Source organism: Cohnella sp. SGD-V74 (assembly GCF_003001675.1).
Classification (GTDB): domain Bacteria; phylum Bacillota; class Bacilli; order Paenibacillales; family Paenibacillaceae; genus Cohnella.
This window is the reverse complement of sequence record NZ_PVYW01000002.1, coordinates 32,258-48,039: the sequence shown is the minus strand read 5'-3', so window position 1 is coordinate 48,039 and position 15,782 is coordinate 32,258. Positions and strand designations below refer to the sequence as shown.

The following is a 15,782-nucleotide window of genomic DNA, read 5'->3' as shown; positions in this document are numbered from 1 at the left end:
ATCCAAGAGGAGGTTAAAGACATGTCAGGCATTGGTGCTTCGGGCATTATTCTGCTCGTTCTGATCGCGCTGCTGCTGTTCGGCCCGAACAAGCTGCCGGAGCTGGGCCGCGCTTTCGGCCGCACGCTTCGCGAGTTCAAGAAGGGCGCGAACGATTTGATGGACGATCCGAAGGATCGGGGAACGCAGAGGGTGGACGTATCCGCCGAAGAGGCGGACAAGCCTAAGGCGGATCGTCGTCTCCCGGAATAATCGGGACGGGCAAGGAACATGGACAGGGCTGTCCCTCGGCGCAGATGAGCGATTTGCGAAGGGGCGGTCCTGTTGCTGTATGGAGGCGAAAACAAGCAATGAAAGACACGGCCGCTGCGAAGCGGGACTCGGAGTGGATGCCGCTGACGGAACATCTCGGCGAGCTTCGCAAAAGGATTATCTATTGCCTGATCGTATTCGTGATCGGGCTGGTCGGGGGTCTTTTCGGCTCTCAGCCTCTATTCGACTATTTGGTGGCAGCCGCCCCGATAGACAATTTGGATCTTCATGCTTTCTCCCCGTGGGACGCGATCGGCCTCTATATGAAATTCGCGATTCTGATCTCCTTCGTCGCCGCGATTCCTTTTACGATGTACCAGCTCTGGGCTTTCGTTCGTCCGGCTTTGGGACCCAAGGAGCAGAGAGCGACGCTGCAATTCGTGCCGGGCGCGCTGGGGATGTTCCTGATCGGGCTGGCCTTCTCCTATTTCGTCGTATTTCCGATGGCTTTCCTGTTCACGGAGAAAGTGACGAGCAATCTCGGATTGGAGCAGACGTACGGGGTGACGCAGTATTTCTCGTTCCTGTTCAACATCCTGCTGCCGATCTCCCTGCTGTTTGAATTGCCCCTCCTCATTCTGTTCCTGACCCGGATCGGCATCCTGAATCCGGCGATGCTGAGGAAGATGCGCAAGCTGGCCTGGTTTATTCTGATTTTCGTCGGCGTGCTGGTCACTCCTCCGGACGTCGTGTCGGACCTGCTCGTCGCCGTTCCTTTGATTCTGCTGTACGAATTCAGCGTTCTTCTGTCCTCTATGGCTTACGGCAAGCGTCTTAAGACGCAGCGGCAGAGGGAACTGGAACTGGAGTCGGACGAATAGGGATCTAAAGGTAGTCCCGCCGTCATTCCCGAATTGCAACAATCTGCCCAAAAAGAAAACAAAAAGTGTCATTTTTCGATATTCCAAATGGAAAAATTATGATACACTTGTTTCGAGTAAGGGCTTTCAGGTTGGGTTAGAATCTCGGGAGGGACTATAATGCGGGATATGACTTTGGGACGCAAATTAACGATTGGCTACTCTGCAATGGTGTTGCTGCTGGCTGCCGCATTCGTGCTGCTGCTGTCGGGAACCGATCTGGCGAGCAATTCGGGCACGCTCGTCATGGTTATCGTCATTTTCGCGCTGCTGATCGTCGGGGGCGGCTTCGGCCTCAAGTGGTTGTCAGGCAATCTTACCGCAGCGATCGGCAACGTCACGGCTACGCTTAGAAACATTGCCTCCTCCGGGGGAGATCTGACAAGACGCATACATATTTCATCGACCGACGAGATGGGCGATCTCGCGAACGCGGCGAACCAGATGCTGGACGGTCTTCAGAAAATGATGAAAGAGCTGAAGGACAGTACGGCGGAGCTGGCGGCTTCGGCGATTTTGCTGAAGCAGGGCACCGAGGAGAACGCCCGGGTCAGCAGCGAGGTGTCCAGGGCGGTCGAGAAGGTTGCCGCCGGCTCCGAGACGCAGGTCGCGCAATCGCAGGAAATCTCCGCGACGATGCAGGAGACGATGGATGCCCTGACGCAAGTGGCAGGCACGACGACAGGCGTGTCCGACGCCGCGCAGACGACCGTCGGCCGCGCTGCCGCCGGCTCCGAGCTGCTGCAATCGACTTCCGCCGAGATCGATCAGGTGGGCAAGGCGTTTCGGTCCTTGCAAGAAGTCGTCAGAGGACTCAATCATAAATCCGAACAAGTACGCGAAGTTATCGGATACATTTCCGAAGTCGCCAATCAGACGAACCTTCTGGCGCTCAACGCCGCGATCGAAGCGGCTCGGGCCGGCGAGCACGGACGGGGCTTCGCCGTCGTCGCCGGAGAGATCCGCAAGCTTGCGGATCAGACGCAGCAGTCCGCCGTCCAGATCGGCGATACGATCGGAACGATGTCGGGAGACATCGGACAAGTGGCCACGATGTTCGAACAGAGCGCGGGGCAAGTATTCGCGGCGGTGGAAGGCATGCAGAACGCGGAAGAGACGTTCCGCGACATCGTCGACAAGGTCGGACAACTCAGCAGCAATATCGTGGAAGTGGCGGCTTCCGTCGAGCAGATGACAGCCGGCAGCGCGAGCGTCGTTCAATCGATTCAGGATATCTCCCGGATCACGGAAGAGACGGCGTCCTTTACGGAGCAGGTGTCGGCTATGACCGAAGAGCAGCTCTCCTCCACGGAGGAGATGGCGCGCACTGCCGACAACTTAAGCTCGATGGCTTCCCGCCTGAAGGGCTTGGTCGGCAACTTCAAAGCTTGAATACCCGGCCTTCGCCTGGGGAATGATAGAAATGCCAATAGTTCGATGCGGATTCGCGGCGATTGCGGATCCGCATTTTTTTTGTGCAGGTTTAACTCAAAAGGACTTGAAAACCGGCTTCAAATTCCGTATCATAGAAAATGGTTATTAGCACTTAAGACAATTGAGTGCTAACAAAATGGCTTCAAATCCAAAAAAGCAAAATTTAGAAGGAGGCTACTTACATGATTAAACCTCTAGGGGACCGCGTTCTCGTGGAACCGAACGCCAAGGAAGAAAAAACGATTAGCGGCATCGTATTGCCGGATACGGCTAAAGAGAAGCCGCAAGAAGGAACTGTCGTTGCGGTAGGCATTGGATCGTTGACCAAAGATGGCGAACGGGTCGCGCTGGAAGTGAAAGCGGGCGATCGTGTATTGTTCTCTAAATATGCGGGCACGGAAATCAAATACGAAGGCAAAGAGTATTTGATCATGAAAGAAAGCGACATCCACGCGATCGTCGGCTAATACTTAGAATATTCAAGGAGGCTCTTTAAAGATGGCTAAAGAAATCCGTTTCAGTGAAGACGCTCGCCGCGCGATGCTTCGCGGCGTGGATACATTGGCGAACGTGGTTAAAGTCACGCTCGGACCGAAAGGCCGCAACGTCGTTCTGGAGAAGAAATTCGGCTCTCCGCTGATCACGAACGACGGCGTTACGATCGCCAAAGAGATCGAGCTGGAAGACGCCTTCGAAAACATGGGCGCTCAGCTCGTTAAAGAAGTCGCTACGAAAACGAACGATATCGCGGGCGACGGTACGACGACGGCTACGGTTCTGGCTCAAGCGATGATTCGCGAAGGCTTGAAAAACGTGACGGCCGGCGCTAACCCGATGGTTATTCGCAAAGGCATCGACAAAGCGGTTAAAGCGGCAGTCGAAAGACTGAAAGAAATCTCCAAGCCGGTCGAAGGCCGCAGCAACATCTCCCAAGTCGCGGCAATCTCTGCGGCTGACGAAGAAGTCGGCGAACTGATCGCGGACGCGATGGAGAAAGTCGGCAAAGACGGCGTTATCACGGTTGAGGAGTCCAAAGGCTTCAACACCGATCTGGAAGTGGTTGAAGGGATGCAATTCGACCGCGGCTACATCACTCCGTACATGATCACCGATACGGACAAAATGGAAGCCGTGCTCGAAAACCCGCTGATCCTGATCACCGACAAGAAAATCTCCAACATTCAAGAAATCTTGCCTGTTCTGGAGAAAGTCGTTCAATCCGGCAAGCAATTGCTGATCATCGCAGAAGATATCGAAGGCGAAGCGCTGTCCACGCTCGTCGTGAACCGTCTGCGCGGCACGTTCACTTGCGTCGGCGTTAAAGCTCCGGGCTTCGGCGATCGCCGCAAAGCGATGCTTCAAGACATCGCGGCTCTTACGGGCGGTCAAGTGATCACGGAAGAACTCGGCCTCGAGCTGAAGTCCACTTCCCTGCAGCAACTGGGTACGGCGCGTCAAGTGCGCGTAAACAAAGAAAACACGATCGTCGTTGACGGCGCCGGCGATAAAGCCGACATCGAAGCGCGCGTGAACCAAATCAAAGCGCAAATCGAAGAAACGACTTCCGATTTCGACCGCGAGAAGCTGCAAGAGCGTCTGGCCAAGCTGGCTGGCGGCGTTGCGGTTATCAAAGTCGGCGCAGCTACCGAGACCGAGCTGAAAGAGCGCAAGCTTCGCATCGAAGACGCTCTGAACGCGACTCGCGCGGCTGTCGAAGAAGGCATCGTATCCGGCGGCGGCACGGCGCTGGTTAACGTTTACGAAGCGGTTGCAGGCGTTCAAGCCGACGGCGACGAGAAGACGGGCGTTAACATCATCCTGCGCGCTCTGGAAGAGCCGATCCGCACGATCGCGGCTAACGCCGGCCAAGAAGGCTCCGTTATCGTCGAGCGCCTGAAGAAAGAGCCGGTAGGCACAGGCTACAACGCAGCTAACGGCGACTGGGTGAACATGTTCGAAGCCGGCATCATCGATCCGGTGAAAGTAACGCGTTCCGCTCTGCAAAACGCGGCTTCCGTAGCGTCCGTCTTCCTGACGACCGAAGCGGTTATCGCCGACAAGCCAGAGAAAGACAAAGCTCCTGCCGGCGGCGGCATGCCTGACATGGGCATGGGTGGCATGATGTAATGAAATCATTATCGAAGTAATTCGATGATGAGAATAAAAGAAGGCTTCTCACGAGTTCATTCGAACTTTGTGGGAAGCCTTTTTTATTAAACGTTGCGAAGTTCATCAAGCATTTGGTTAAGCTTCTTGTCAAAAGTGAAAACGGTATGTCCACCGATTTTCGAGTAGGCGAAGAGCAGAGAGTCAACAAAATCGATTTTGATTTCACTGTAGACCTTTAAAGCTTCGATTAGAATGTTTCTGTCGTGCATGGATATGTTGCTGTAGGAGAGTAAGTTCGATAACGAATCAAAGATGTGAACTCGCTCCACTTTGTATACCTTTTCCAGTACATAGACGACTTCGGCGATGACTTCATTGGGAATAAAAATGTTGTGGTCTTCTATTTTATCTCGTGCTTGTTCAATGAACTGAGCCGAATCTTGAAGCAAATAACGAAGTATTAAATTTGCATCAACGATGTTCATGTTTTTCTTGCACACCCTTTTCCCAAGCGTCTTGTTCGAATGGGATTAAATCCAAGTTGGCGTATTGCTTTAGAGCACCTCTGGCGGTAGGCGAAGGGGGTATTGATTGTTTGAATGGAGATGGTTCTCCGATAGGTAATATAATTAATTCAACATCCTGATTCTGAAGTTCTTCAGGGAGATCGACGATATGCTTTAATGCATCACTGTTGGTTATTTTTCTGACGAAGTTCATGGTAATCACCGTCCTTGGTTTAAGTATAGCTGGTTTTTACAGCCGCATCCAGATGCACTGATTTTATGCAATACCTTTCCACAAAACAGAATCAACTTGATTGGGATGAAATTGCGAAGTTGGAGCCGGATGCTGCCCCGTTGAGCGAAGAAGAAGAGCGCCAATTAAATAGCGAGAGCGGATTTATGTCTTGGGAGGAAGCAATGAATGAGCTTAACTTACCGACCGACATTAAATCGTGATGCCGTTAAATTTGAGGCCAAACAAGAAAAGGCTATCCAGGAACGCATCCGCCAATCATTGCTTGGCTTAACTGTTCGACCACCGGCTGGTTACATAAAGCCGTTAATCACGGTGACGTTTATTAATTTGAGGAGACATCTCCCCAGCCCTCCCGTGACTCATGGACATGATCTAATAACTGTTGCGCTTCCCCGGGCTTCAGAATTCCAGCTGCACTTAAAATGTCATCGACTGAATATCATCAGGGCTCTCGATGGTTTCTGCTTCAAGATCTATGACAAGCTTCTTGGTGGAAATATTGTTTTCAGATACAAATTCCCTTAAGTCTTTTACTATATGAGGATGGAGTTTGCGTACCATTGACATGGAGAACCACTCCTTTTTCAAAGTATAGTGTTAAAACTTTTCGCTTCTCGCGATCTTCTTCGATCTTTACTTATAAATAATTATACCCGATAATGGAACGAACGAATACGGCCGTGCAAACAGAACGAGTCTATTATTGTGTGCTTTTACAAATACCCACCAATAGACTCAAAAAAACACATAGAATGTATTTGTCTCATGGGCGGCATGATGTAATATCGGCACCATATGAATAAAATAGGCTTCTCGCGAGTTCAGTTGAACTTCGTGAGGAGCCTATTTTTATTATGCGTTGTGCGTTGTGTAGTTCAATCAAGCATGCCTGTAATTTTCTCTGAAACTATTAAGATTTCTTTAAGAGTTTACAGGAGGACTGCTAAGTATAATTTTCTGGTAGGAACAATTCCTCCAATATCACTCCAAAAAGGTTATAGGCTTTCTGTCCAAATTATGGTTATATTAAGCTAGTATTTCTTCGGGGGGACTGAAATGACGAAGCTGCTAAACCGCAAGGGATGGACCTTGCTGCTCGCCATCATCGTATTTATGACTGCGGTATTGCCTTTTGGCACAGAAAACAAAGCGTTTGCATCCGCATGCGATGGCGTAACGCCCGGAACGACTCCGGATTGTCCCATTTTGATTAATGACGCTTCCGGGCTAAACGCCATGCGGAATAATCTGGAGGGCCATTATGCGCTCGGCGCGGATATCGATATGACCTTATATAGCGGCGGGGCGGGCTGGGAGCCAGTGGGGACCGGAGGCCATCTGTCCAATGCTTTCAGCGGTACATTTAACGGCAACGGCCATACGATCTCCAATTTAAAAATGGATACAACGGCCGGCGCAGTCGGCTTATTCGGCGTAACTTCGAACGCTGCGATTCGCAATATCGGTTTGATCGATGTAGATATTGTGGGGAACGGTGCAACGAGCAACGTCGGCGGTTTGGTTGGATATACTGTCGGCACAACCATTGAAAACGTCTACGTTACCGGAACTGTGAAAGGCGCAGACCGTGTCGGCGGATTGGCTGGATATGCCCTCGGGGTAACTGTAGCGCCCAGCCGGATTCGCGCTTCTTACGTTTCTGTCAACGTAATCGGCCCCGGCGAAGTCGGAGGGCTCGTCGGTCGTGCAGATGGCGACGGCCTCAGCATAACTGAATCATTCTACAATAGCAGCTTGACCGGCTTTTCTACGGCTGGAATAGGCTTGACAACATCGCAAATGAAGTCAGCCGCCAATTTCGGCTCGTGGGACTTTTCTCCGGAAGGCGAGTGGGGCATTGTTGAAGGCATGACATTTCCGATGCACCGCACGACGCTAAATCAAATTGCATTGGACGAGTTGACCGTCGACGATGGCGCAATTGCGTACGAGCCGGCGTTTGCCCCTCATGTATCGGCCTATTCAAGTCGGGTAAAGGGCGAGGTCGACAGCGTAACCGTGTCCGTATATTCGGACAGCGCCCGCATGAGCGTATCGATTGACGGCGAGGTTACGGATTCCAAAGTCATTGATCTGGTTCCTGGCGATAACAATGTCAGTATCGCGGTTTCAACCGACGTTGCCGTACCCGGAGCCGCTGCGAATCCGTTCGCCGTGAACTATACGCTGCAAATCATTCGTGAAGATGGAGTCGATTATCCCCATCGCATCACGACCGCCGCACAGCTGGCCGCGATAGGAAACGCTCCTTACGAGTTAAGCGACAGTTACGAGTTGATGAACGATTTGGATCTGGCAGGTCTGAATTGGAACCCGATCGGAGACGGCGGGCAGCCGTTCACGGGAACCCTCGAAGGCAACAGGTATGTCATCCGTAACTTGACCGTCGCTGGCTCGGATGACGATGCAGGACTGTTCGCGGCTTCTTCGGGCACGATTCGAAATATCGGCCTGGAGAGCGTGTCCGTATTGGGCGGCAATCGGGTCGGAGGACTGATAGGAAGCAATTTGGGAACCGTATCGAATGTTTATGTAAAAGGCAGCGTGACCGGTGAAGAGCAGGTCGGCGGATTAATCGGTTCTAACGGCGGAGCCGCAACGGTGGAATATACCTATTCCGCAGGGTATGTCAGCGGCGCTGATCGCGTTGGAGGGCTGATTGGAGAAAGCACGGCGGGAACGGTGACCGCCTCTTACTGGGACGCCGAAGTCGGCGGACTTAGCGCTTCCGACGGCGGCGAAGGAAAGACAACGGCAGACATGAAGCTCGCAGCAACCTACAGCGGTTGGGATTTTGCCGGCGCCTGGGCGATGATGAACGGGACAACGTATCCGATGTTTATTCGCCATTTCGACGCCGTGAAGCTTCAAGCCTTGGGAGTGACATCGACGGCCGGCGTTTTGTCCTGGAATTCGGGTGCTTTCGCATCTGCTCAAGGCGCATACGAACTGTTAGCCGACAGCTACATCCAGTCCGTCGATATTACCGCCAATACCGCCGATGCCACTACGACGGTGACAATTGACGCGGTGGAATCGGTTTCGGCGCAAGTCGCCGTAAAACCGGGGATCAATACTGTCCTGGTCGGAACGACGGGCATTAACGGTATGCCCGATGGCGCGTACCGGTTGACGATCGAGGTGCCCGCACCCGAACTGACCGGGCTTGTCGTCCCATCCGCCCGATATTACGGCATCGGCGACCTTCTGACTTTCACGGTGAGCTACGAAGGGGACGTCGATGTCGTCAACACCCCGACGATTCCCGTTACGATCGGAGAAGGGACCGACGCCACGACGGTTAACGCAGCCTATACCGGGCAACCTGTCGGCGAGCGGAACAAGCTGATCTTCACGTATGTCGTACAGGAAGGACTTGTTCATTCGAACGACATTGAAATTGGGACTGACATTCAATTGCCGGACGGCGCAGAGATCAATGCCGCCGCGACGATCGTTGCGGTTCCGCTTGCCTTGCCTGCTCCGGCCACAACGGGTATCATCATCGATTCCGTAAGGCCGGAAATTACGTTGTCCCAGCTGCCGGCGAGCACGGTAACGACCAGCGGTCCCGTCACGGTAACGGCAACAATAGACGGTACGGGAAGCGATGTTGCCGCGACCAAGTGGGCGGAAGGAGCGAGAGCCGCCGACTATTTTGCGACAGGTGGCCAGTCGCTTGCGGGGGACAGCTTCCAGGCAACCGCTAACGGAACGTATTCGGTTTACGCGGTAGACGAAGCAGGCAATGAAGCTGTGACGCAGATTGCGATTGCGAATATTCGCAACTCTTCAAGCAACTCGGGAGGCCCGGGGAGCTCGGAAACTGCACCCGAACCGTCGACATCTCCTACAGGTCAGGCCATAGCGATCGATTCCGGCGGCGGTATCACAATTCGGATGGACTCTTCATCTATCGTTAAGGAAAAGCTGGATGACGGCACAATCGTCGAGCATGTCGCTTTAACCGATAGAATGATCGATCAAGTGCTGGAATTGCTAGTAAAGGCGCGAAAACCGGTCATCACTGTTTTGATCGATGACTCCGGGCAGGCCGTCCAGACGCAATTTTCCTGGACCGCCCTTGCCAAAGTGAAGAGCGCCTATCCAACTGCCGTCTTCAAGGTCGAACTGAACGCTTCCAGTTATGAGCTGCCGGTGAACGCGTTGAATCCGGGGCCGCAAACGAAACACGCGAATGTCCTCATCTCCAAGCTGGTTGGACAAGAGAAGGAACGGCTTGAGCAAGCTGCAGCCAGTGCCGGATATAAGCTGATTAGCGATGCGGTGGATTATAAAGTGACCGTGTCGGCCGACGGGCAGGCGGCGGAAGTTCGCGACTTTGGCGGAATGTACATGATTCGGGGGATCATGCCGAACAAGGGAATATCGGGCGAAAGCATGACCGCCGTTCTGTACGACCCCGCAACCCGGACGTTTTCCTTCGTCCCGGCCGTGACCTCGACAAGAGCGGACGGCAGAGCGGAAATATCAATCAAGGTTCCGCATAACAGCATCTATGCGATTCTGGAATCAGGCAAGAAGTCTTTTTCCGATCTCAACGGCCACTGGGCGAAAGCCGACGTGGAGCTGCTGGCGTCCAAGCTGATCGTAAGCGGGGTATCCGGCACGAAATTCGCGCCCGACAGCTCGATTACAAGAGCCGAGTTCACAGCTTTGCTGGTTCGCGCTCTAGCATTGAAAATCGAGCCGACTGCCGGGGGCTCCGGCTTCGTCGATGTTTCCAATGCCGATTGGTTCGCGACGGTCGTTGAATCGGGGGTCAAGGCCGGATTGGCCAAAGGGTTGTCGAAGACCGAATTCGCGCCCGACGCCCGCATTACAAGAGAACAGATGGCCGTCATGTTCGGCAATGCGCTTGCGTTGCTGGGTCATTCTGAAATGGATGCCGATCGCGTACCGGTCGCTCTAAGCAAGTTCGGCGATCGTGCCGCTATTTCCGCGTGGGCCCGGGCGGCAGTTGCGCAATCCGCCGAGCTAGGCATCATTTCCGGTATTAAGGAGGACGCGATCGCGCCTTCCGATGCTGCGACCAGAGCGCAAGCCGTTGTGATGTTGCGGCGTTTCCTGCAATCTGTCGAGTTTATGGACTGAAACGGAAGATAGCCGGCTCTAACCTGCATGAAGCTGCTGCAGAAATCCGGGTTGATCTGAACATGGTGAAGCGAGATTGGAATACCAAGGCCCGCCGGCGATTGCCGGCGGGCCTTGAAATCATCCATCATTTAGTAGGCTTTGCGAGCCTTCTCTTGCAGAACGTAGAGCGCAAATACGACGTAGCAGAGCCCCCAGGCGGCCGATCCCAGATCGGAGACGGACGGAATGAAATAGATGCCCGGGTATACGATGAACAGAATCAGACTCCAGATCGGATAGACGCGCGCGCGTATAGCGGTCGCGGCGAATACGATTTGACCGACAAGCGTCAGAGCGGAGTTGATGGGCAGCAGGGTCGAAATGTAGTCGTGGTCCTCCGGCAATAAGCCGAGCATGTTGTTCCAGACGAGCGCCGCCGTCAACGCGCTGGAAACGGAAATGATTAGAACCGAGATCAACCCGAGAATACTGCTTCTGGGCGCCTGATAAAGGTAGACTCCAATGATGCCGATGCCCATCAGCACGCAAGCGGCGAAGCCGCTGATCAGCTCCGGCATGCTGTCGGACCCCCAAATATAGGCGGACGGCATCATGCAGATTCGCGCGATTCCTCCGAGCAGCGCGATGATGGCCAAGCCTTTAATCGCCTGTTTTACATCCATGAAACATAGCCTCCTCAATGAGATGCGATAGTGTCGCCGCTCTGTCTCGAAACAGCGGAAATTCTTCACTTATCGTAGGTCTTATTTCCCTGGTCGACCAGTTACGAGTTGTCACATTCTTCGTCATGACTGTCACGATCGCGTTCGTACCCCTGTACGATTCGAACCGGGTTTGCTACACTCTAATCAAGTTTGAAGAGGATGGTAAAGGGCAGAGGGTGGGGTAATTTGATTTCCATCATCATTGTGGATGATCAGAGGCTGCTTCGGGAAGGTCTGCATACGATACTTCAATCCGAAGAGGGATTGGAGATCGCGGCGATGTGCGCCAGCGGGAAGGAAGCCTTGCAAGCGGTACAAGAGCATAAACCGAACGTCGTGCTCATGGACATCAAGATGTCCGGAATGGACGGCATCGACGCCATGAAACGAATCAAGCGGGAGTACCCCGATACGATCGTGCTGATGCTGACGACGTTCGCGGAGGATCGTTTTATCGTTGACGCCATGGCGGGCGGCGCCGACGGATTTCTGCTCAAGGATATGTCTTCGAGAATCATCGTGCAGACGATACGCGACGCGATGAACGGAGAAGTGATTTTGCCGGCCCCGATCGCTTCGAAGCTTGCCGCGAAGCTGTCCGCGTTGTCCGATACAAGGGTCGATGCTTTCGACGAGAACAAACTGAGGGAAAGCGGGTACAGCTTCACGGCGCGCGAGCGGAAAATCATGGAGCTGATGATCGAAGGCTATACGAATCGGCAAATCTCATCTTCTCTGTTCATGGGGGAAGGGACGGTTCGGAACTATATTAGCGTCATTTACAATAAAATCGGCACGAACGACAGGCAAGCCGCGATTTCCATTCTGAAAGAGTTTCTTCTGGAAGACGCGTATTAGACCCGAATTCGGAACGAACGCTTTTCAGCCGCTTTCGATGCAAAGCGGCTTTTTTGCCGTGTCCGCAAGTCTTCCTGGCTTCCGGCGCATGACAATATCAGTGACAGTCTGTAACTATCGGGGGAACAACCTGTCTCTTAGAATGAGATTGTCGCAAATTGGAAAGGAGAAATGCGCATGGGTACGAGTATAAAAGCAAAGGGTCCTTCGAAAATGGCGCTGCTGCTGACGACATCGCTGCTGTTCGTTCAGCTTGCGGTTCCAGGCGAGCGAACCTTCGGTTCCGAAGCCTCCAGGCTGAACGTGTTCGACGATCGGCTGGAGGAATCGTTTCACAACAACAGTTGGGCAGGCGTTAGTCTGGAAGAGACGGGGACGGTCTACGAGGGAAGCCGTTCGATCCGGTTCGAGGCCAAAGAAGGGCAGGCCGTTTATCTGTACAAGGACCGCATCATGAATGCGGGCGAGTACGACAGCTTCAGCTTCTGGCTGCGCGGGAGCGGTCAGGGAGGGCAGTCCTTCAAGCTGGCGTTCACGCTGGGAGGACAGGCGCTTGCGGAGCTGGACTCCGCCGATCTGCTGCCTGACGGCATTCCGGCGAACGAATGGGTCCAAGTCACCGTTCCCCTTGGCGATGCCGGCGTGCAAGGATGGATGGACGGTATCCTGATTTGGGGTGCGGGACAGCAAGGACCGCTGTTCTTGGACAATATCTCGTTTACCGGCCAAGGCGGAGGAGAGGAGCCTGGCGGAAATCCGGGCGAGGAACCCGGTGGAGAGCCTGGCGGTGAAAATCCGGGAGAAGAACCGGGCGAGGAGCCAGGCAATGAAGAGCCGGGAGATCCGATCGAGCCGGTTGAAGGATTTTATCTGTACGACGACAAGCTGGCGGATTCGGTGACGAACTACAGCTGGGGACAGGTCAACCTGACGGACAGCTCGGTAAAGCGGACGGGCTCCCGTTCGATTCGCTTTACGCCGAATGGAGACGGAGCGTTGTATTTGTACAGCAGTCAATTGCTGACGGTGAACGATTACGACAAGCTGAGACTGTGGGTGCATGGAGGCTCCGAAGGCGGACAGAAAGTACAGCTCGCGCTGACCGCAGGAGGCGCAACGGCGTTCGAGCGTCCGCTGGAGCACTGGCTGCCCGAAGGCGTCCCGGCAGGGGAATGGGCGCTGATTGAGCTGAACCTTGCCGAACTGGGGCTGGAGCACCGTCTGTTCGACGGCATTCGCTTGACCGGCCTGGAGCCGGGCAAGCAAGCGCCGCTCTATCTGGACGACATCGCGATCACCTCCCGGCAAGCGGCGCAAGCCGCCGTGCTTGAGCTGAGAATCGATCAGCCGCGTCTGGTGATGCTGCCGGGAGAGCGTCGTCAGATTCAGGCGGAGACGCTCCTGCAATCCGGCGACACGGCCATCGTGACAGGCGACACGCAATGGACGATTGACCAACCGGAGCTTCTGTCCGTCGAAGGCGGCGAACTCGTTGCACTGCAGCCGGGCATTGCGAAGATTACGGCAACCCACAAAAATTTTACGACCGACGGGTTCGTGCAAATTACGGAAGTTCAGGCAGAGTCGGTGTATGAAGAATCGCTTGCCCCAGGCTTCCACAACTACAGCTGGCACGAAAAGGACTTCGCCAATACGGAGCAGGCCAGAAGCGGCAGCCGCTCGATCAAGTTCGAGCCGGACGGCTGGGACGGCGTATGGGTTTCCGGCGAGTCCAAAAAGTCCGTGGAGGATTATTACGGCATCCGGTTCTGGCTGCATGGGGGCAGCACCGGCGGTCAGGAACTGTTGTTCCATTTTTACAACGGCAATCAGTCGCTCGGTTCGCTTGATCTGAACGAGGTGTTCCCGAATGGCTCTCTGCCGGCCGGTCAATGGACGGAAGTAACGGTCGGCATGGCCGATCTCGGCCTCGATCTCGGATTTTTCGACGGTTTTATCGTACAGGCTGCAACGGAGAACAACCAGGAAGCGATCTATATCGACGATATCGCGTTCCTGTCCAATCCGAATGCAGGGCAGCTGCCTGAGCCGGAGCTCCCGCTCGTTACTGTAACCGTCGATCAGACCTCGGAACGGAAGCCGATCAGCAACGATATTTACGGTATTAACTATGACGAAGGCCATCCGACGACTTCCACTCTGCCTTTTACAGTGGAACGTTGGGGAGGCAATCAGACGACACGCTACAATTGGCAGTTGAATGCGGCGAATCGCGCCAGCGACTGGTTCTTCATCAACTACCCTTACGATGATCAGGATTGGGAGCCTTCGCAGGGCTCGCTGTCGGATCGGTTTATCGATCGCGTGCTCGGGCGGGGTAACCAGGTGCTGATGACGATCCCGACGATCGGCTGGACGCCGAAGGATCGCACGGTCAGCTACGGCTTCTCGCAGCAAAAATACGGAAGCCAGCAAGAGGGCGCATGGGAGCTGCCGGATGCCGGGAACGGAGTATTCAGGGACGGAACGTTAGTGACGAACAACGATCCTTCCGATACCTCGGTTCGCGTCGGAACGGAATTTGCTGCCGACTGGGTTCGCGATATGGCGGCGAAGTCGAACGACAAAGTCCGTCTGTACGCGCTGGACAATGAGCCGGACTTGTGGCATGTGACGCATCGCGACGTCCATCCCGAGGCTCCGACCTATGATGAGCTGTGGAATAAAACGGTGGAATACGGAACGGCGATTAAGCAAGCCGACCCCGATGCTCAGCTGTTGGGCCCTGTTTCGTGGGGATGGTGCGGTTACTTCTATTCCCCGGCCGATTGGTGCGCCGACGGTCCGGATCGCCAAGCGCACGGCGGAACGCCTTTCCTGGAATGGTACTTGCAGCAGGCGAACCGTCATGAGCAAGAGACCGGCGTGAAGCTGATCGATTATTTGACCATCCACTACTATTCTCAGGAGGGCGTGGTTCCGTCCGAAAATGAAAGCCCGCAAGTCTCGAAACGCCGCTTCCAGGCGCTCAAGGCGCTGTACGACGATCAATTCGTCGATCAATCTTGGATTCAGGAGCCGATCCGGCTCATTCCGCGCATGAAGGAAATCATCGAGCGCAATCGGCCCGGGCTGAAGCTGGCGATTACGGAGTACAACTTCGGCAACGGCTTCGGCGTTACAGCGGGGCTGGCGCAAGCGGAAGCGCTCGCCATCTTCGGCAAGGAGGGCGTCGATCTGGCGACTCGCTTCGGCAACTTCCAGGCGGACACGCCGATCGAGGATGCGTTTAAGCTGTATCTGGATTACGACGGTCAAGGCTCCAAAATCGAAGGAAGCAGCGTTAGTACCGATTCGTCCCGCTTTGATGCGGTCGGCGCTTATACGATCGAAGGAAATGACGGCAAGACCTACGTGCTGCTGTTCAACAAGGACACGTTAAGCCGGGATGTTCAGTTGGAACTGGGCGAAGGCTTTGATACTGCGGAGGCGTATACCTTCGATGCGATTCGTCGCCTGGCCAAAACCGGAGACCTCGCGGCAAGCGAGAACGGCTCCGTGTCGTTGAAGCTGTCGAAGCGTTCGGCAACGCTGCTTGTCGTGAACCCTTCGAACTGATCTCGACTGATTTAAGGAGGAAAAT

12 protein-coding genes are annotated in these 15,782 nt (G+C 54.4%); 9 read left to right on the top strand and 3 right to left on the bottom strand.

The window, feature by feature from the left end; all coding sequences use genetic code 11:
• Window positions 1–21 precede the first annotated feature (21 nt).
• The 5 genes from tatA (at window position 22) to groL (ending at window position 4,733) form a co-directional block, all read left to right on the top strand.
• Window positions 22–252 carry a twin-arginine translocase TatA/TatE family subunit gene (gene tatA / locus B0G52_RS02960; RefSeq protein WP_094042042.1) on the top strand — a complete coding sequence of 77 codons (231 nt, stop codon included), beginning with the start codon at window positions 22–24 and terminating at the stop codon, window positions 250–252.
• 98 nt (window positions 253–350) lie between these two features.
• On the top strand, window positions 351–1,133 hold the full coding sequence (gene tatC, locus B0G52_RS02955; protein ID WP_094042041.1) for a twin-arginine translocase subunit TatC: 783 nt from the start codon (window positions 351–353) through the stop codon (window positions 1,131–1,133).
• A 159-nt stretch (window positions 1,134–1,292) separates the two neighbouring features.
• Window positions 1,293–2,564, top strand: a complete 1,272-nt coding sequence (locus B0G52_RS02950; RefSeq protein ID WP_094042040.1) for a methyl-accepting chemotaxis protein — start codon at window positions 1,293–1,295, stop codon at window positions 2,562–2,564.
• A gap of 224 nt (window positions 2,565–2,788) precedes the next feature.
• On the top strand, window positions 2,789–3,073 hold the full coding sequence (gene groES / locus B0G52_RS02945) for a co-chaperone GroES (RefSeq protein ID WP_094042039.1): 285 nt from the start codon (window positions 2,789–2,791) through the stop codon (window positions 3,071–3,073).
• A gap of 31 nt (window positions 3,074–3,104) precedes the next feature.
• The gene (gene groL / locus B0G52_RS02940; protein WP_094042038.1) at window positions 3,105–4,733 is read left to right on the top strand and encodes a chaperonin GroEL; all 1,629 of its coding nucleotides are present in this window, start codon (window positions 3,105–3,107) and stop codon (window positions 4,731–4,733) included.
• An 86-nt stretch (window positions 4,734–4,819) separates the two neighbouring features.
• Here the strand turns inward: groL and B0G52_RS02935 are convergent, their stop codons facing one another.
• Window positions 4,820–5,200 carry a type II toxin-antitoxin system VapC family toxin gene (locus B0G52_RS02935; protein WP_094042037.1) on the bottom strand — a complete coding sequence of 127 codons (381 nt, stop codon included), beginning with the start codon at window positions 5,198–5,200 and terminating at the stop codon, window positions 4,820–4,822.
• On the bottom strand, window positions 5,187–5,435 hold the full coding sequence (locus tag B0G52_RS35210) for a hypothetical protein (protein ID WP_143762506.1): 249 nt from the start codon (window positions 5,433–5,435) through the stop codon (window positions 5,187–5,189). Before B0G52_RS35210 ends, B0G52_RS02935 begins: the two co-directional genes overlap by 14 nt.
• A 207-nt stretch (window positions 5,436–5,642) precedes the next feature.
• On the opposite strand from B0G52_RS35210, the gene B0G52_RS35505 reads away from it, so the two are divergent.
• Entirely contained in the window at window positions 5,643–6,002 is a 360-nt protein-coding gene (locus tag B0G52_RS35505) for a hypothetical protein (RefSeq protein ID WP_158223554.1), read from the top strand.
• 531 nt (window positions 6,003–6,533) lie between these two features.
• Window positions 6,534–10,613 (top strand): S-layer homology domain-containing protein, encoded by a 4,080-nt coding sequence (locus B0G52_RS02930; RefSeq protein ID WP_094042036.1) that lies wholly within the window; start codon window positions 6,534–6,536, stop codon window positions 10,611–10,613.
• Between the two features lie 131 nt (window positions 10,614–10,744).
• On the opposite strand, the gene B0G52_RS02925 is transcribed toward B0G52_RS02930, so the two are convergent.
• Complete coding sequence (locus tag B0G52_RS02925) at window positions 10,745–11,278, bottom strand: hypothetical protein (protein ID WP_094042035.1); 534 nt, start codon at window positions 11,276–11,278, stop codon at window positions 10,745–10,747.
• A 228-nt stretch (window positions 11,279–11,506) separates the two neighbouring features.
• Here B0G52_RS02925 and B0G52_RS02920 point away from each other — a divergent pair, with 228 nt between their 5' ends.
• Window positions 11,507–12,178, top strand: coding sequence for a response regulator transcription factor (locus tag B0G52_RS02920; RefSeq protein WP_198960584.1), 672 nt, complete (start codon window positions 11,507–11,509; stop codon window positions 12,176–12,178).
• Between the two features lie 177 nt (window positions 12,179–12,355).
• Window positions 12,356–15,757, top strand: coding sequence for a glycoside hydrolase family 44 protein (locus tag B0G52_RS02915; RefSeq protein ID WP_094042033.1), 3,402 nt, complete (start codon window positions 12,356–12,358; stop codon window positions 15,755–15,757).
• The last annotated feature ends 25 nt before the right edge of the window (window positions 15,758–15,782 follow it).